Below are 17,382 nucleotides of genomic sequence, written 5' to 3' on the forward strand. Positions count from 1 at the left end.
GCTGGAAGCCGGGCAGGCCCTTCGTTCTCTGTCGCCGGTGGTGCGGGATGTCGGGGTGCGGGGCTCTGGTGCGCGGGCTACAGCAGTCTGCGGGCCGCGCGCCTCAGGTCGTACTCGTGGATGATCGCTTTCGCGTGGCCGTAGGCGAGGTTGTGTTCGCCGCGCAGCCAGCTGACCTTCTCCTCGAACCGGAAGAGAGCGGGGCCTTCCTCCACGGTGCGGAGCCAGTCGGCCACTTCACGACCGGTGCAGTGGGGGATGCGGGAGAGCAGATTGCGGTGGGTCTCTTCGGAGAAGACTTGGGACATCGGCGCCTCCGTGCGCTTTGCGCGTGTGGTCCTTCACGTCACCGTGCCTGAGTGTTCGTCCATTGGCAATGGTGCTGCACCGGCGCATAGGGTCGCGCTGTGCTTGATACGACACCTCTGACCGCCGCCGTGGAGCGGATCGCCGACCGGCTGAGGGCCGCCCCTCAGAGTCGCTTGCAGCGCGGGGCGGCGGCCGAGGGCCTGGCTCTGGCCAGGGAGTTGGCGCGACGGGCGCAGCGGATCGAGGCCCCGGACAAGGAGCCGATGATCATGCCTGACGCGGGGGTCTTCGCCGTCGCCGACCAACTCGGCGTGGCAGGGACGGATTTGGCTGAGTCCTTGCGCATGGCGGCGGCCTCGCAGCGGGAGCTGGACGAGGCCGTGGAATGTGTGACGCGGGTGGGGGAGTGCCTTCGCCCCCTGCTCTAGTGCTGTTACCGGATAGGTGTGCCGGGAAGCTCGCGGCGTCCGGTGCGGTATATCGCAAGGCGGTGGGGGTCCCCCCCCGCCGAAGGCAGGGGGAGATCGCCCTAGTACTGGATGTACTCGGGTGATTCGACAACGCAGCGAGGTGCCGTGCAGGGCGTCGCGAGCCGGTGGACCTATCCGGTCACAGCACTGGGGAGCCGCTTGCGATGCTGCCTGCGGGAACGGGGGAAGCAGGGGCGGGGCAGGGGTAGGAGCGTTCCGTCAGAGGGATGCGATGACGCGGTCCGCGAGGATGTACACGCTCTCGTCGGAGCCGCACGAGAAGGTCAGCGCATAGGCGCCGGACACACCGGAGCCGCCCAGCAGCACGGGGGTCTGCCCACCGCGCAGCGCGTCGGCGAGACGCTCGGCTGTTTCCCGGTGGCCGGGGGTGATACAGAGCGTCGTTCCGTCGGCGAAGACGTAGACGTCGAGGGTGCCGAGCGGCCCCGGGCGTACGTCGGTGAGGGCCGTACCGTTCTCGGCGAGCTCCTCCAGGCGGGCCACGGTCCGTTCGTGGTCGGTGACCACCGGTGTCCTGACCGGTACGAAGTCGGGGTGGGAGGGGTGTCTGCGGCGAGCCGCGGCGAGCTCGGGGGAGTCCTCGGCGAACTCTGCCGGGGGCTCACTGAACCCGGTGAAGTCGCCCGATACGTCCAGCGCCTCGACAGCGTCGATGGTGCCGCTCGCGGCCTCGGCCGACTCCGCCGCTTCGATCGCCTCCGCCGCGTACACCGCCTCGTCGAGGCGCATTGCTTCGAGATCCATCGCCTCAAACCCCGCGAAGTCGGCCTGGCGCGGGATGAAGAGCGGGGGCTCGCCGTCCCCGGAACCGCCTCCGGCTCCACCGAGCAGGGTCGTCGGGGCGTCAGCGGCCTCGCGTGCCTCCTGCGCGGCCCAGAAGGCACGCGCTTCGGCCAGCTCGCGCTCCCGCTCGTCGGCCAGCGCCTCGGCGACGGCGGCACGTATCTCTTCGGCGGGTGCGGTGCGCGCTCCGGGCACCACGGCGAGTGAACCGGGAACGCCGTGCAGGGCGGACAGCTCCGCACGCAGGGCCGTGACCTGCCTGCGCAGGCCGTGAGCGGCGTGCAGGGCGGCGACGCCCGCGGCCGTGGCGGTGGCCGCGGTCAGCATGAGGGCGAGGGACATGGCGCTCACTGACGTACTCCCGGTTCTGAGGGCTCCGGATCGACTTACTACATCAGCTTGTCGTGCGCTGATGTCTCGTGTCAGTGCAATACATCACGAAATGGACAGCTTGTGGTAGGGATCGCGCGGGATTCACGCGGGTTGATTACCCCGGGAGTACCTCTGACCTGGCCAAATCAATCTCCCCCAGGAGATAGGTCACATCCTGGGGGAGATCGGGTCACGTTCGGGACGCGGCGACGCGGCAGGCACAGCCAGGTGCCTGCCGCCCCGTGTCAGCTCAGGCGCTCGATGACCATGGCCATGCCCTGGCCACCGCCGACGCACATGGTCTCCAGACCGAACTGCTTGTCGTGGAACTGCAGGCCGTTGATCAGCGTGCCGGTGATCCGGGCGCCGGTCATACCGAACGGGTGGCCGACGGCGATCGCGCCGCCGTTGACGTTCAGCTTGTCCAGCGGGATGTCCAGGTCCCGGTAGGAGGGGATGACCTGGGCCGCGAACGCCTCGTTGATCTCGACCAGGTCGATGTCGCCCATGGTCAGTCCGGCGCGCTTCAGCGCCTGCTTGGATGCCTCGACCGGGCCGTAGCCCATGATCTCGGGGGACAGGCCCGAGACGCCGGTGGACACGATCCGGGCCAGCGGGGTCAGACCCAGCTCACGCGCCTTGGTGTCGGACATGATCACAAGGGCCGCGGCACCGTCGTTCAGCGGGCAGCAGTTGCCCGCCGTCACCAGGCCGTCGGGGCGGAACACCGGCTTCAGGCCCTGGACGCCCTCCAGGGTGACTCCGGCGCGGGGGCCGTCGTCCTTGCTGACGACCGTGCCGTCGGGGAGCGTCACCGGGGTGATCTCGCGCTCCCAGAAACCGTTCTTGATGGCCTGCTCGGCGAGGTTCTGGGACCGTACGCCGAACTCGTCCATGTCCTGGCGGGTGACGCCCTTGAGCCGGGCCAGGTTCTCGGCGGTCTGCCCCATGGAGATGTAGGCGTCCGGGATCAGGCCGTCCTCGCGCGGGTCGTGCCAGGTCGAGCCCTCGCTCCCGGCGACGGCCGCGGTACGGGCCTCGGCCTCGGCGAACAGCGGGTTGTGCGTGTCGGGCAGGCCGTCGGACGTGCCCTTCACGGAACGGGACACCATCTCGACACCGGCGGAGATGAAGACGTCGCCCTCGCCCGCCTTGATGGCGTGCAGCGCCATGCGGGAGGTCTGGAGGGAGGACGAGCAGTAGCGGGTGACGGTGCAGCCGGGAAGGTGGTCCATACCCATCTGCACGGCCACGATCCGGCCCAGGTTGTACCCCTGCTCGCCGCCGGGCAGGCCGCAGCCGAGCATCAGGTCGTCGATGTCCTTCGGGTCCAGCTCGGGCACCTTGGCCAGCGCGGCCTGCACGATGGTCGCGGTCAGGTCGTCCGGCCGCAGGTCCTTCAGCGAGCCCTTGAAGGCCCGGCCGATGGGAGAGCGGGCGGCAGAGACGATCACGGCTTCGGGCATCACGGCTCCAGAGAAGTGCGACAGAGGGGCTGACTGGGAAATTACCGCTGCGTAGCGCGCGGGTCACTGCGGGGGCCGTGTGATGAGGACCTCTTTTCTAAGCGCTCGCTTACGGGGCAGCAACGGCCCGGCCCCCGGCGAGCCGCCGGCGGACCCCGCCGCGCCACTCCTGCCAGCGTGCACCTCCGCCGAGGGCGTGCGCTACGGCCGCGACCGGGGCGGCAGCCGCCGCCGCCCGTGAGCCGCCGGTGGATCCGCCCCTACGCGCCGGCGAGCACCTCTCCTACCCGCCAGGGCGCACCTCCGCCGCGGCTGTGGGCTCCGCCGCGACCGGGGGCGGCAGCCGCCGCCGCCTGCGGTGCTTGAGCAGGACCCAGGGGCCGCGCGCCCCGGTGACCTCCGTACCGGCCTCCCGCGCGGCCTCCGCCGCGGCCTCCGCGACCGGCAGCATCCCCTCGTGCCGGTCCATTTCGAGGCGGTCCGCGTCAGGCCACAGCCCGAGCGCCGCGCAGAGCGTCGGCAGTACCGCCATCGCCGCCGTCGCGTACCCCTCCGTGGAAGGGTGGTAGTTGTCGGGGCCGAAGAGCTCACGCGGGTTCGCCGCGAACTCGGGTCCCAGCAGATCGCCGAGCGACACCGTCCGGCCGCCCTGCCCCACCGCCACGATGGTCTGCGCGGCCGCGAGCTGCCGGGAGACCCGGCGGGCCAGGAAACGCAGCGGCTGGTATACCGGCTCGATGGTGCCGAGGTCGGGGCAGGTGCCCACCACCACCTCCGCGCCTGCCGTGCGCAGCCGCCGTACCGCCGCCGCCAGGCAGCGCACCGACTCCGTCGGCGGGACGCGGTGGGTCACGTCATTCGCGCCGATCATGATGACGCACACATCCGGCACCCGCGCCGGATCCTGGAGCGCCAGACTCACCTGCCGTGCCAGATCGTCCGACCTGGCACCGCACTCCGCCACGACCCGCAACTCCACCGGCCGTTCGGCCACCGCGGCCAGCCCGGAGGCCAGCAGCGCCCCCGGCGTCTGCCCGGAGCGGCGTACCCCCTGGCCGACCGCCGTGGAATCGCCGAGCACCACGAACCGCGCCGGTGCCTCGGGGGCGTACACCGCGCCGTACATCCCGTCCGGGGCCGGGGGCATCGGCGCCGTGCCGCCGCTCACCGACCGTTTCGCCAGTTGCACCTCGGCCAGCAGCAGACCCACAGCCGCGGCCCCCAGCAGTCCGATTCCTCCGCCGCCGTACGCGGCGCCCGCCGCGATACGCCGCGCCACCCTAGCCATCGACACAGTCCCCGCCACCTCCACGTAGCCGTACCGCCGAACGTGCTGTCGTCTCCCGTGCGCCCTGCCGTGCGTCCGTCTCGGGCGTCCGCCGCCGTCCGCGGTGCGTCCGCCGTCCTCGTACCTTGCCCGTCTACGGCATCTCGCTCGTGTCCACGTCGTGTCACTCAAGAGCTAACTGCCCCGTAACGACCGGCGCCCAATCTCACTCGGATACGGCATACGCTGGCGTAACCACTACGGAGATCCCGGAGACATACAGGTGCAATTCCACGACTCGATGATCAGTCTGGTTGGCAATACCCCGCTGGTGAAGCTGAACAGCGTGACAGCGGGCATTCAGGCGACCGTGCTCGCCAAGGTTGAGTACTTCAACCCCGGCGGTTCGGTGAAGGACCGCATCGCCCTGCGCATGATCGAGGCCGCCGAGCAGAGCGGAGAGCTCAAGCCGGGCGGCACGATCGTCGAGCCCACCAGCGGGAACACCGGTGTCGGGCTTGCCATCGTGGCTCAGCAGAAGGGCTACAAGTGCATCTTCGTCTGCCCTGACAAGGTGTCCACGGACAAGATCAACGTGCTGCGCGCCTACGGGGCCGAGGTCGTGGTCTGCCCGACGGCCGTCGACCCGGAGCACCCGGACTCGTACTACAACGTGTCCGACCGGCTGGTCCAGGAGACCCCCGGTGCCTGGAAGCCCGACCAGTACTCCAACCCGAACAATCCGCGCTCGCACTACGAGACGACCGGTCCCGAACTGTGGGAACAGACTGAGGGGAAAATCACCCATTTCGTCGCGGGTGTGGGCACCGGAGGCACCATTTCCGGCACCGGCCGCTATCTGAAGGAGATCAGCGAGGGCAAGGTCCGCATCGTCGGCGCCGACCCCGAGGGCTCCGTGTACTCGGGCGGCTCCGGCCGTCCGTACCTGATCGAGGGCGTCGGTGAGGACTTCTGGCCCACCGCCTACGACCCGAACGTCACCGACGAGATCGTCGCCGTGTCCGACAAGGACGCCTTCCAGATGACCCGCCGCCTCGCCAAGGAGGAGGGCCTGCTGGTCGGCGGCTCCTGCGGCATGGCCGTCGTCGCGGCGCTGCGCGTGGCCGAGGGCCTCGGCCCGGACGACGTCGTGGTCGTACTGCTCCCGGACAGCGGACGCGGCTACCTGTCGAAGATCTTCAACGACGAGTGGATGAACGACTACGGCTTCCTGGAGCAGGCCGGCGACGAGCCGCTGGTCGGCGCCGTGCTGGAGCGCAAGGACGGCGGGCTGCCGTCGCTCGTGCACATGCACCCGGAGGAGACGGTCGGTCAGGCCATCGAGGTCCTGCGGGAGTACGGCGTCTCCCAGATGCCGATCGTCAAGCCGGGTGCCGGGCACCCGGACGTGATGGCCGCCGAGGTGATCGGCTCCGTCGTGGAGCGTGAGCTGCTGGACGCGCTGTTCACCCAGCGGGCGTCGCTGCACGACCCGCTGGAGAAGCACATGAGCCCCCCGCTGCCGCAGGTCGGCTCCGGTGAGCCGGTCAGCGACCTGATGGCCGTGCTCGGTACGGCGGACGCGGCGATCGTGCTGGTCGAGGGCAAGCCGACCGGGGTGGTCAGCAGGCAGGACCTGCTGTCGTTCCTCGCCCGGGAAGGCGCCAAGTAGCACCGGAGAACGTGAGCGCGGGGACCGCCGCACCCCCGGAACGGGGGGCGGGACGACGGCGGTCCCCGCGAGGGGCGTGTTCCCGGGTCAGGGCCGGGAACGCGCCGGGCGTCCAGGGGTCCGGGAGCCGCTCCGGAGGTCCTCGACGCCGACACCCACCACTGTGGCGGACGCGTGTTAAGCGCGTGCTGCGCCGACGTGTCGCAGCCGTACCGTTTTCGCGAACCGGTGCCGGGCTGCCGATGCCGGGCGTTCATCGGGCCCTACGAGGCCACTTGATACCGCTCGGGAAGCACGGCCGTGTCCTATAGGTTCGATCACGTCCCGTTGCAGGACGGGCCCCGGATCTTAGGCGTGAGGGAGCTCGTATGGCCGCCATCCATCGCACCACAATGACGCCCACCAAGCTGGAGCTGCTCACCGGCTGGCTGCCGAAGCAGAGCTGGTATGTGGGCCACGCTGAAACGCCGGAACTGGTCAAGGCCGGTGGGTTCCGTCTGGACGACCCGGAGGGCGCGGTCGGGATTGAGTTCATGATCGTGGTGGACGCCGCCGCGCAGCAGCCGGTCGCGTACCTGGTGCCGATGGGCTACCGCGACGCGGCGCTGGAGGGCGTCCCCGGCGAGGCGTTGATCGGCACGTCCGAGCACGGGGTGCTCGGCACCCGGTGGATCTACGACGGCGTCCACGACCCGGTGGTGACGGCGCAGTTGCGCGCGCTCCTGCGCGGCGAGGCGATGCCGCAGCACCAGAGCGAGAGCGACACCCCCGATCCGACCGTCACCGTGGACGGAACCGGCCCTGACGACGAGCCTGACGGGCCTGACGTTCAGGTCAACCGTGTACTGCGGCCGGGGGAGGCAGCTCAGGGGTCTTCCGTACGCCTTGTCGCCGGGTGGACCTGGCAGGACGGAACGGCTGCGCGGGGCGTACTCGCGGCCGTCGCACTGGTGGAGTCGGGTACGGGAACCGCCTGAAGGCCCCGAGTCGGAGACAGCACCGCCGTGCCGCACACCGTGCGGGGTCTCCTGCACGAGCGGCCAGGACCGGGATCCGCCGATGAGCACGCCCTCGTACAACGGGAGATGCCGGGTGCTTTGTGAAGGTGACCGGCAGGCGAGGCGGCCGAAGTCCGTCGTGACACTGACGCACCGAGGGGCGGCGCAGGCACGTATTGATTTCGGCTCGATACTTGGCCAGAAGTAGTTGTAACGAGAATCGGTATTCTCTATTCCGCATTCATGCCTGCCTTTACATGCCTAATCCGGGGTGGTCATAAATGCTGATTAAGTGGACGAGTCATCGAGTCGCCGGCGATTGACTCAGAAAACGTGACTCTGATCACACTTGCGCTTTTCGATCTTTGCTATCTACGGTTTCGAAGTGTTCTGAATATGCAGAGGAGGTGATTCAGATGCAGTACTCCGCTCAGTGGAAGGCGGCCCGTGAGGCCCGCAAGAACCGTCCGGTTCTGGCTCTTGGCAACAAGTGGTAATGCCGGAATTCGCATCGGGCACACAGGCGCTGCCTGTGTGCCCGATTCCATTTGGAGGGAAGAATTGGCTGAATGGGTTTCCATCCTGGCGGATCTATCGAAGGCCGGTGCCGCAGGGGACGGTGCTCGCATCGGAGCCGGACTGATCGAACTGTCCTGCACTGTACGTGAAGCGCCCCAGCAGGACATCAGCAATATTGCGGCTGCGGCTGCCATGCATGAATTGCCGTGGGTCCGGCAGGCTCTCATGAACGCTCTCGTGCGACGTGCTCCGAACCATTCGGACGTTCGTGATGCGGTGACTTGGCTGACACATGACTACGAGGATTTCATCGCTTTCGATGCACTGGATCTCGCCGGGCGTCTTCGGCTCACCGAGGCGCTGCCCGAGCTGCTCCTCATCGTCGGCCGGGCGAGCCGTCGCCTGAGTCATGAGGCGGGAAAACCGGTGGGAATCGGCCACGCAGTCGCACTCCGAGCCATTTCCGCTATAGCCGGCACCTCCGATCCTGACTCCCTCGCCGAGCTGGAAGACGAGATCTACCCGGACGGCTATGACCTGAACGCCTATCCGGCGGCGGCCCCCCAGGACTCGAAGCACACCGGCAACCACGTCCACGACGGCATGGTGCGCGTGCCGGCCGGTTCCGTCCGAGGAGGACCGCCCCGGGCCTTCGACCGGGACTCGCTGGTGTTCGACTGGGATGACCCTCAGGAGGAGCGCGTCTGCGGGGACTTCATGATCGACACGTTGCCCGTCAGCAACGCCGAGTACGACGCCTTTGCGGCCGACGTCGCGGCCACCGAGCACACGTACTGCCATCCCGCCGAGCAGCCCAACAAGATCCACCTGAGGAACACCCTGCTGGACAAGCGCAGCGGCCCCGGTCATCCCGTGACCGGCGTCGACTGGTTCGACGCCTACGCGTACGCGAGGGCGCATGGAAAACGGCTGCCGAACGAGACGGAATGGCAGGTGGCGGCGCAGGGCACTGACGGCCGCGCCTATCCGTGGGGCGACACCTTCGACCCCACTCGCACGCACGCCTCGTCGTTCCGGGCCGAGCCCGGCTGGGCGGGCGTCGAGGCATGGCGACGGCATCTCCTGGAGGTACTGGACACCTCGCCGGCGATCACCACAGTCCCCCGGGGGATCGCGGGCAGCGAGAGCCCGTATGGCGTCCGGGACATGTCGGGCAACGTATGGGAGTGGACCGCCACATCGTCGGACGGGCCTCCCTTCAGTCCACTCGACGGTGGCCGGGACGCTCTCGACGTGATCTACGACCAGCGCTCCTACGCGGTCATCAAGGGAGGCACCTGGACCTCTCTGCCGGAGCAGCTGTCGGTCGCCTTCCGCGGGCGTGATCTGGCCCTCGATCGTCACTTCGAGATCGGATTCAGATGCGTCTGCGACTGCTCGTGACCACCTAAGACAGCAAGCAAATACGGAGTCATCATGCCTGGCCGTTACCGCTTCTCCGGTGAAGTGACAGCACAACAAAAAGCCTTTTACGAAGAGAACGGCTTCGTCATCTACGAGGGGTTCCTCAGTGCTGAAGACGTCGCCCAAATCTCCGTGGAGGCCAATACCTATCAAGAGATGATCCGGGATGGGGAAATCCCTGCCGAGCGCATCGACAAGGCAATCCCGGTAGCGCGTGACGAAAACGGCCAGATCGCCTACTATCACCGTCTCAACTATTTCACCAAGCAGTCGGCGACGGCGGCCAAGCTCGCCGGATCCAGCGCGATGCACGCGGTCCGCACCGGTCTGGGAAGCGATCAGCACCGGCTGCTGGAGGATTCACTCAACGGCGTCGTATGGCAGTTGAAGACCGGCGAATCGCGAAGTGGCTACTCACGCATCAGATGGCACGGCGACTTCCCTCCCGGCCACGAACTTTCGCCGGCATTCACCGCAGGCATCTACCTCAACGATTCGAATCGGTTCAACGGTTGTCTCGCCGTGATTCCCGGGTCACATCGAAACCCGGTCGGTCCGGTGGCTCCCGAACCTTTCTACGTCGAGGTGAAAGCGGGCGACCTCGTCTGCCACCACGAGTGGATCTACCACGGATCCGAAGCGATGCCGCGCCGGGACGACCGACGGGCAACGCTGTACTTCTACTACTGCGCCGGTCGCGGTGCGGTGGGCAAGGATTCCGATTCTGCTCGCTATGAGCACATATCTGCCGCAGACTCGCTCTTCGTCAGCGCCGCATCCGAGGAGATCTCGTGAACCCCTCTGCCCCGCTCGCCGAAGTTGAATCCGAGGCATGGGCACGCCTGCAATCCACGACGCCAACGGCACCCGCGGTGAAGGACCTCCTCGCGGCCGTGGCCACACTGGCGCACGCCGTCGCCGAGGGGCGCGCCGCCGCGGATGATCTGTGGGCCATCGGTGCCCTGCACCCTCATGCCGCGGCACGGCTCGCCGTCCTGCGGGTGGCTGCGGAACAGCCCGAGGACGAGGAGGCCGCAGCCTTGCTGGCCTGGGCTGTCAACGACGCCGACGATCGCGTCTCGGTCGCAGCGCTCAGCGCAATACGCGAGCGCGGTGCCCTCAGCACGATGGACGAGGTCTTCATCGCGGCCGGCCGGTCCGCCGCAGCCTTCGACGGGGCCACCTCCGCGCCCGGGGACACGAGGTACAACGCCGGGGTGACGGCCCTTTCCGCACTGATCGGCCGGCACGACGATCCCGCCGCGGAGCGGACCCGGCTCGTCATGAGTAGCGGAGGCCAGCGCCCCGACGTGCGGAACGTCGACTTCGACACCACGGGAATGATCGAGATCCCGGCCGACTCCACCCCCCGGTCACGAGCCTTCTACATAGACGCCCGGCCCGTCACCTGGGCCGACTACGCACGCTTCGTCGAAGCCGTGCACGAGCACGGCCCACTGTGGAGCCACCCTGGCCAGGACGCGCAGCACGACCACGACGTCCTGCGTCACGTTCCGCAAGACCGGCGCGAAGCTCTGCTGCACCACCCTGTCACTCACGTCTCATGGTTCGACGCCTGGGCGTACGCCACCTGGAAGGGCAAGAAGCTCCCCAGCGCGGCTCAGTGGGAACGCGCGGCGGAGCTCTCCGCCCGCCGCCACCCGTGGGGCGAGGAGGCACCCACGCCGACTCATGCCCGGTTCTGGGAACCCGGCCGAGGCGACATCACCCAGGCGTACGTCAGCGGCGAGCTCACCGAGCTGACCAGCGAGGTCGGCGCGCACCTGCGGGGTGCTTCAAGGGCCGGAGTCACGGACCTCCTCGGAAACGTCTGGGAGTGGACGCGGACCCGCTACCTCGACGGCAACGAGATCACTCCCTTCGTCGGCGCCGCCTCATACGCCGACACCACAGGAAACTGGACGCTCACCGCTTGCATCAAGGGCGGGAGTTGGGCCACTCCGGTGGACGAGCTGAGCAGTGAGACCCGGGTGGCCAAGCACGTACTGCAGCACGGCCCGGAGACCGGCTTCCGCTGCGTCATCGAACCGAACGGGGAGTGACCTCAGCCAGTGAACAAGACATCGCCCAGCCTGGTCATCGGAGCCTTCGATGAACCGGCCACACTGGATCCGCACAAGGCGTTCGACACGGCGTCGAGGCACCCCCTCGTCAACATCTACGACGGGCTGTACCGGCTGTCGCCGGACCGGGTCATTAAGCCCGCCCTAGCCGAGGCGCTGCCGATACTGGAGGAGAAGGGGACCGAGGTATGGGCCACGGTACCCCTGCGCGAAGGTGTCCGTTTCCATGACGGATCGACCATGAGCCCGCACGACGTTGTCTACTCACTGCGGCGCATGGCGATCACTGCCAACGGACCCGCGTCGCTGTGGAGCGACGCCCTGCTGGGCGAGCCGCTGACGGAGCTCGACGCCGAGGTGGCCACGGCCATGGCCGACCGCATTCAGGTCACGAGCGACGGACTGCTGCTGAAGCTACGCAGGAACTTCAACCCCCTGGCCGCGTTCCTCGTCGAGTGGTCTCTGGTCATGAGTCGGAACTGGGCTGCGACGGCAGGTTGCTGGGACGGAGACATCACGTCTCTCCCTCGGTTCGTCAACGCCGGAACCAGCGCGATCGACGCCACGACAAACGGCACGGGCCCCTACGCGTTGGCGGAGTGGGACCGTGACGAGCGCTTCATGCGTTTCATCCGCCACAGTGCGCACTGGTCGGACCTTGAGGGCACTCCCGCCGAGGTGACACTCCGTTCGGAGGACGACCGATTCGTACGGGAGGACGACTTGCTGGCCGGGAAAAGCGACTTCTCGGTCTGCCAGCCGGAGTCCCGAGAGCGCCTCGGCGATCTCGACGGCATCGTGTTGGACAAACAGCCCGGCGAGTGGAGCATCACGCCGATGGGCTTCATCAACCAGAGCGTGGCGAAGGACTCTCCCGCCCTCGGTTCCGGCGAGTTCGGACCGGAAGGCATCCGACCGGACGCATTCTCCGACATCCACCTGAGGCGCATGCTCGGGCACGCCTTCGACCATGATCGGTATATCGAAGACGTCCTCGACGGCGAGGGCCTGCACCACCCCGTACCCTTCCCGCTGCCAGCCCTTCCCGGTGGCGCCTCCGCACTCGCCCCGTACGATCTCGAGCTCGCGCGGGCGGAGTTCGAAAAGGCGTGGGGAGGCGAGGCCGCCCGCAAGGGACTCCGGCTGGTGATGCACACACATGCGGCCAACATCTCGCGCGTACGTGCGGCGGAGATCATGGCAGACGGGTTGCGCCAGGTCCATCCCGGAATCGTGGTGGAGATCGAGGCGCTCGACTTCGTCGCGCTGATGAGTTCGCTCTACAGCGGCCTCAGCCCGCTGACTTGGCTCGGGTGGTCGGCCGACTACCCGCACCCGTACGCCTTCGCGTCGACCATGCTCGACGAGCGCGCACCCCTGCCGAGCGTCCTCGGTATCTCCGACCCCGTACTCGCCGAGGCCCTGGCCCGCGCCCAGCAGGCGACGGAGGAGCAGGCCGGTGAGAGGTACCGGAGGATCTCTGAGCACTGTCGGGAGCAGTCGTTCTTCGTGGCCGTCCCAGGCAAGGTCAGCTATCTGACCTACGCCGATCGCTGGGAGGGAGTACGGCTCAAGAACGAAATGGGCAACATCCTCGACTTCAGCAGCTTCCGGCTCCGAGGGGGAGCCGAAGGGTCTCCCGCATGACGGCGAGCGAGGGCTACCGGGTTCAACTGAGGAACAAGCCCTTCCGGCGATACTTCATCGGCGAGTCCGTATCGAGCGTCGGTGACGCCATGACGGACATCACGATCGTCATGCTGGCGATCAGCATGCTCGAAGTCGGCGAACGTCCCATGGGCATCGCCGTCGCCACAGGTGCCTATCTGGTTCCGAGCCTGATCAGCGGAGTGCTCATGGCCCGCCGCATCGGAGGGCTGAGCGGTCGCACCATGCTGCTGGCCGACAACCTGTGGCGCGGCACACTCCTGGGTGTCGTCGCGATTCTGGCCGTCACGTCCACCCTGAGTTTCACCTGGTGCGTGGTACTGCTGGCCCTGTCCTCGGTCACTCGTCCTCTCAACGGAACCGGCGCCAGGGCCATCGTGCGGGAGATCACGCCGGAGGGACAGCTCTTCTCGGCGAACTCCCTCGTCGGGCTGGCCATCCAGTCCGCCTCCTTGATCGGCCCCGTCACGGCGGGATTCATCTGCACGTGGTTCGGTCCGGGGCTGGCACTCGGCCTTGACGCGCTGAGCTTCCTCTTCTTCGCCGTCACTCTGCTCCTGATACCCCGGTCCGCCGCAACGCGGCCGCCACAGGGCGCGCACCAGGACGCCGGGCCTGAGCCCGCGAAGTCCATGGGCGTCCTGCAATCGCTCCGAGTCCCGAGTATCGGGATGCTGTTCGGCCTTACGGCGGTCTTCCACGTTCTGTACGGGCCGTTCGTCGTGGGGCTTCCGCTGATCGTGGAAGAACGGTCGTTCGGCCCGGAGACCGGGGCGGCGCTGGGAATCCTCTGGAGCGCGTTCGGGGTGGGCGCCGTGGTCGGTGGTGTCGTGGCCGGGCGTTTCACCGGCCTCGCCCAGGTGCGGATCGCGGCTCTCAGCGCCGCAGGCTGGGGCGTCACCATGTTCATCGTCGCGATGCCCGTGCACTTCTCCGTGGCCCTTGTGGCCATGTTCCTCGGAGGCCTCGCCTACGCGCCCTACGGCCCGATCGTCAGCACGATCATGCAGCGCGGGCTGTCGCCAGCCCAACTCAATGAAGTCAGTTCCTACTACGGGTCGATGACCAGCGTCGCCTCGCCACTGGGCACCTTCGTCGGCGGCGCCGCCGTCGGGTTGGTCGGAGCCTCGAACAGCATCCTGTCCGTCGGCCTGACCCTTGCCGCGGTGGGCGTCGTGATCTCGCTCGTGGCCCGGTCGAAGAAGCGCGACGTGAAAGATTACGCACTGTCTGGGAGTGCTTGATGAATCAGCAAAGCGAAAACGATGTCCCGTGGTTCACCGCGCTCGCGGTGGAGGACCGCATCCGACGAGCCGACCCCACCGCGGGAACCGTGCCGCTCTTCGAGGCCATGGGCCTCCCCGATGACGAAGAGTCCGTCATCGACGAGAAGTTCCACGACGAGGAAGCACCTCACTACCAGTCCTACTGCGAGATTCCCCGCACCAAGATCTCGGAAGCGTGGCTTCTCGACTGGATCCGGGAGAGGACGCCGGAAGGTGTCGTACTCGACCTCGGCAGCGGCACGGGCAGAGTGGCCGAGCACATAGCGTCGTCCACCCGCCGGGTCATTGCGGTGGACCGTTCCGCCGGGATGCTGGAGTACGCGCGCAAGTCCTTCCCGCCCGAGAGGGGCGTCGCCCTGCGAGCCGACATCCGCGATCTTCCCATCGAGGACGGGGTGATCGATGGGGTCGTCTGCTCAGGCGTGCTTCACCATCTTCCCGAATGGCGGCGCGCACTGCGGGAAGCGGCGCGCGTCCTGCGCCCCGGCGGCCGGTTGATCATCCGGGAGCCAAATGCGAGCTATGCCGGGCAGCTCTTCGAGCCAGCTGAGAAGCTTATGAACTGGCTGGCCACCAAAGGTCGTACGGTTCAGGGAACCCCGGATGCGGGTGCGCAGGAGGGCTTGTCACCCGTCGAGGAGCCCCTCTCGCCCCGGCACTTGGTGGAAGCCGCCAAGGCCGAGGGGTTCGTAGTCGGCACGCTGGGGTCGGCCATGTTCCTGGGCTCGCTCGGAATCCCGGGCGAGGGTGCCTGGCAGAGGCTGTACTTCCAGCCCGCGAACCTGGTCGACCGCCTGATGCTGCGCTACAGCAACCACGACCGGGGTGCCTTGCTGCTGACCGTTCTCGTCAAGCGCTGGTGAACTGACGACCACAGGGGACATGACCGCAGCGCGGTTCGCGGACGAGGCGCCGGGATCAACGCCTCGCCCACGCGCGCTGCGGCTCCTCGGCCCCCAGCCCCATCGGAGCCCTCCGCACGGCCGGGGTGCGGAATCGCGGCCGGCCCCTCCGCCACAACGCCCGCGACCCCCACCGGCCAGCGGCACATCGACCGCCTGCTCGACGACCCGCACACCACGACGCCGGACGAGGCACGGGACGTCCTCGGAGCTGTACCGCTCGACGCAGGACGCGTGGTCGCCGGTGCGGCCCCTTCGGCTGCCAGCGACGGACGAGGCGGTCTCGCATGCGGCGGAAGCGGTAAGCGGTTCCGCCCTCTGCTCGGGGCCGCCGCTTTGAAGATCGCCACTCTGCGCTTCGGCTCTCAGGGCGCGGAGACCACTCGCTCGCCCCCGCTCTGCCTGTATACGCTTATGCAGAGTTCCAGCGGACTGAATGGACGATCGGTGCAGTGAGAACGCCGACCAGGCTGAGGCTGAGAAGGGGGACGGCATGAGCGACACCAGCCCTGCCGCACGGTTGCAGCAGCTCTTCGAGGGACAGCGGCTCACGCCCACGCAGCGCCGCATCGCCCACTGCATGGTGCGCCATTCGGGGGATGTGGCATTCCTGTCCAGCGTCGAGCTGGCCGAGCTCGCCGGGGTCAGCCAGCCGTCAGTCACCCGCTTCGCCGTCGCGCTCGGGTTCGACGGCTACCCGGCGTTGCGCCGTCATCTGCGTGAGGTCGCGCCGGTCGCCGAACCGGGCGTGCGTGAAACAGAGTTCAACGAGTACCAGCAGGCCGTGCACGCGGAGATCGAGAACCTGCGGCACCTCGCGGAGATGCTCGCCGACCCGGCTCCCGTCGAGCGGGCCGGGCGGCTGCTCGCCGCGTCCCGGGCGCTGCCGGTGCTGGGGCTGCGGGCCGCCTCGTCGCAGGCGCGTGGCTTCGCGTACTTCGCCGCCAAGGTGCACCCGGACGTACGCCTCATCGACGAGGGTGGCTCGATGGTCGCCGACCGCATCGACGCGGCCCGGCGGGCGGGCGCGAGCGCGCTGCTGTGCTTCGCGCTGCCGCGTCATCCCCGGGAGGTCATCGAGGCACTCGACCACGCCCGCTCCCGCGGTCTGACCGTCGTCACGGTCGCCGACTCCGCCTTCGCGCCGGTCGGTGCCCACAGCGATCTGCTGATTCCGGCGGCGGTCGGCACCGGCCTCGCCTTCGACACCGCCTGCGCGCCGATGCTGCTGGGGCGGGTACTGCTGGAGGCGATGTGCGACGACCTGCCGGAAGCACAGGCGCGGCTGGAGGAGTTCGACGCGCGGGCGGCCGAGCGCGGACTGTTCGCCGATTAGGCCGTCTCTGACAAACAGCGCCGTCCGCCCGGAGGGCGGGGCCCGCGGCGTCTGGCGCATGGGGCCTCCCCCGGCCCGCAAGGGCCGAGGGGACGCAATCGCAAGGCGGAGGATCATCCTCGTACTGGGCGTTGCCTGGCTGTACTGAGCATGCCGCCGTTCTCAGCCGGTCCTCATGAACAGCGGCTACTGTTCCGCCGGGACGGCATGAGGAGGGCGTGGACGTGGGACGTGGCGGCGGTCGGACGCTTGCGCGGGTGGCGGTGCTCGTAAGGGCCGGTGCCGCTCCGATGATGTGGCTCGGGTTCACCGCTGCGGGCGTCGGGCTGTTCCTTCCGGGACTGACCGGGCGCTGGATCGGTCTCTACGCCGGAGCCGCGCTCTTCCTCATCACCGCCGCCTGTGTCGCGGTGGTACGCCGCTCCCGCTACCGGGCACTGGAAGCCGGAGCCGTACGCGCCGCCCGGGGTGACTTCCTCCAGGACCGGGCCGTGACCGTACGCGGCCGGAGGCGGGCCTACCGCTGGTGGCTGCTGCTCGCCTGGGTGGCGGCGACCGTGAGCGCTCTCGCCGTACCGGCTGCGGGCGGACTGCTGCTGGCCGGTGCCGGGGCCGGGCTCTGGCTGAAGGCGGGCCTCATCGGGCGGCGTGAGAGCGCGGCGGATGTGCTGTGGTGGGTGCCGGTCGAGTGGGTGCCCCGGGGGCGGCCCGCCGGTCCGCGCGTCGAGGGGTACCGGACCACCGGTCCGGCAGCCGGCGACGCCGCGCCCGGTGGGGCGGGGCGTCGCTGATCCGGAACGGCAG

General features: G+C 68.5%; 15 protein-coding genes. 11 read left to right on the forward strand and 4 right to left on the reverse strand.

Annotation, left to right across the window (positions count from 1 at the left end):
* Positions 1-77: 77 nt before the first annotated feature.
* Complete coding sequence (locus tag ACFWI9_RS27270; protein WP_338672357.1) at positions 78-308, reverse strand: DUF4287 domain-containing protein; 231 nt, start codon at positions 306-308, stop codon at positions 78-80.
* Between the two features lie 99 nt (positions 309-407).
* Between ACFWI9_RS27270 and ACFWI9_RS27275 the strand changes: the two genes are divergently transcribed.
* Entirely contained in the window at positions 408-737 is a 330-nt protein-coding gene (locus ACFWI9_RS27275) for a hypothetical protein (RefSeq protein ID WP_387165911.1), read from the forward strand.
* Positions 738-998: 261 nt separating this feature from the next.
* On the opposite strand, the gene ACFWI9_RS27280 is transcribed toward ACFWI9_RS27275, so the two are convergent.
* The 3 genes from ACFWI9_RS27280 to ACFWI9_RS27290 form a co-directional block, all read right to left on the reverse strand.
* A complete protein-coding gene (locus ACFWI9_RS27280) occupies positions 999-1,925 on the reverse strand; it encodes a hypothetical protein (RefSeq protein ID WP_387165935.1) in 927 nt (308 codons plus the stop codon).
* Positions 1,926-2,200: 275 nt separating this feature from the next.
* Positions 2,201-3,421, reverse strand: a complete 1,221-nt coding sequence (locus tag ACFWI9_RS27285) for an acetyl-CoA C-acetyltransferase (protein WP_387165913.1) — start codon at positions 3,419-3,421, stop codon at positions 2,201-2,203.
* A gap of 283 nt (positions 3,422-3,704) precedes the next feature.
* Positions 3,705-4,700 carry an SGNH/GDSL hydrolase family protein gene (locus tag ACFWI9_RS27290; protein WP_387165937.1) on the reverse strand — a complete coding sequence of 332 codons (996 nt, stop codon included), beginning with the start codon at positions 4,698-4,700 and terminating at the stop codon, positions 3,705-3,707.
* A gap of 271 nt (positions 4,701-4,971) precedes the next feature.
* On the opposite strand from ACFWI9_RS27290, the gene ACFWI9_RS27295 reads away from it, so the two are divergent.
* From ACFWI9_RS27295 to ACFWI9_RS27340, 10 genes are all read left to right on the forward strand, one after another.
* The gene (locus ACFWI9_RS27295) at positions 4,972-6,360 is read left to right on the forward strand and encodes a cystathionine beta-synthase (protein WP_387165915.1); all 1,389 of its coding nucleotides are present in this window, start codon (positions 4,972-4,974) and stop codon (positions 6,358-6,360) included.
* Positions 6,361-6,728: 368 nt separating this feature from the next.
* A complete protein-coding gene (locus ACFWI9_RS27300; protein ID WP_387165917.1) occupies positions 6,729-7,337 on the forward strand; it encodes a 1,4-alpha-glucan branching protein in 609 nt (202 codons plus the stop codon).
* Positions 7,338-8,153: 816 nt separating this feature from the next.
* Entirely contained in the window at positions 8,154-9,281 is a 1,128-nt protein-coding gene (locus ACFWI9_RS27305) for an SUMF1/EgtB/PvdO family nonheme iron enzyme (RefSeq protein WP_387165919.1), read from the forward strand.
* Between the two features lie 33 nt (positions 9,282-9,314).
* Complete coding sequence (locus tag ACFWI9_RS27310) at positions 9,315-10,097, forward strand: phytanoyl-CoA dioxygenase family protein (protein WP_387165921.1); 783 nt, start codon at positions 9,315-9,317, stop codon at positions 10,095-10,097.
* On the forward strand, positions 10,094-11,365 hold the full coding sequence (locus ACFWI9_RS27315) for a formylglycine-generating enzyme family protein (RefSeq protein WP_387165923.1): 1,272 nt from the start codon (positions 10,094-10,096) through the stop codon (positions 11,363-11,365). The genes ACFWI9_RS27310 and ACFWI9_RS27315 overlap by 4 nt, the downstream gene beginning before the upstream one ends.
* Before the next feature lie 9 nt (positions 11,366-11,374).
* Entirely contained in the window at positions 11,375-13,033 is a 1,659-nt protein-coding gene (locus ACFWI9_RS27320) for an ABC transporter substrate-binding protein (protein ID WP_387165925.1), read from the forward strand.
* Entirely contained in the window at positions 13,030-14,298 is a 1,269-nt protein-coding gene (locus ACFWI9_RS27325) for an MFS transporter (RefSeq protein WP_387165927.1), read from the forward strand. The genes ACFWI9_RS27320 and ACFWI9_RS27325 overlap by 4 nt, the downstream gene beginning before the upstream one ends.
* Complete coding sequence (locus ACFWI9_RS27330) at positions 14,298-15,203, forward strand: class I SAM-dependent methyltransferase (protein ID WP_387165929.1); 906 nt, start codon at positions 14,298-14,300, stop codon at positions 15,201-15,203. The genes ACFWI9_RS27325 and ACFWI9_RS27330 overlap by 1 nt, the downstream gene beginning before the upstream one ends.
* Positions 15,204-15,735: 532 nt before the next feature.
* Positions 15,736-16,578 (forward strand): MurR/RpiR family transcriptional regulator, encoded by an 843-nt coding sequence (locus tag ACFWI9_RS27335; RefSeq protein WP_387165931.1) that lies wholly within the window; start codon positions 15,736-15,738, stop codon positions 16,576-16,578.
* Positions 16,579-16,835: 257 nt separating this feature from the next.
* The gene (locus tag ACFWI9_RS27340; protein ID WP_387165933.1) at positions 16,836-17,369 is read left to right on the forward strand and encodes a hypothetical protein; all 534 of its coding nucleotides are present in this window, start codon (positions 16,836-16,838) and stop codon (positions 17,367-17,369) included.
* Positions 17,370-17,382 lie beyond the last annotated feature (13 nt).

Source organism: Streptomyces sp. NPDC127084, from assembly GCF_042724175.1.
Lineage (GTDB): Bacteria > Actinomycetota > Actinomycetes > Streptomycetales > Streptomycetaceae > Streptomyces.

What these genes read in the sequence shown, in the direction of transcription:
- ACFWI9_RS27270 (WP_338672357.1), bottom strand. Translation starts at nt 308, where the DNA reads ATGTCCCAAGTCTTCTCCGAAGAGACCCACCGCAATCTGCTCTCCCGC.
- ACFWI9_RS27285 (WP_387165913.1), bottom strand. Translation starts at nt 3,421, where the DNA reads ATGCCCGAAGCCGTGATCGTCTCTGCCGCCCGCTCTCCCATCGGCCGG.
- ACFWI9_RS27310 (WP_387165921.1), top strand. Translation starts at nt 9,315, where the DNA reads ATGCCTGGCCGTTACCGCTTCTCCGGTGAAGTGACAGCACAACAAAAA.
- ACFWI9_RS27335 (WP_387165931.1), top strand. Translation starts at nt 15,736, where the DNA reads ATGAGCGACACCAGCCCTGCCGCACGGTTGCAGCAGCTCTTCGAGGGA.
- ACFWI9_RS27300 (WP_387165917.1), top strand. Translation starts at nt 6,729, where the DNA reads ATGGCCGCCATCCATCGCACCACAATGACGCCCACCAAGCTGGAGCTG.
- ACFWI9_RS27325 (WP_387165927.1), top strand. Translation starts at nt 13,030, where the DNA reads ATGACGGCGAGCGAGGGCTACCGGGTTCAACTGAGGAACAAGCCCTTC.
- ACFWI9_RS27330 (WP_387165929.1), top strand. Translation starts at nt 14,298, where the DNA reads ATGAATCAGCAAAGCGAAAACGATGTCCCGTGGTTCACCGCGCTCGCG.
- ACFWI9_RS27280 (WP_387165935.1), bottom strand. Translation starts at nt 1,925, where the DNA reads ATGTCCCTCGCCCTCATGCTGACCGCGGCCACCGCCACGGCCGCGGGC.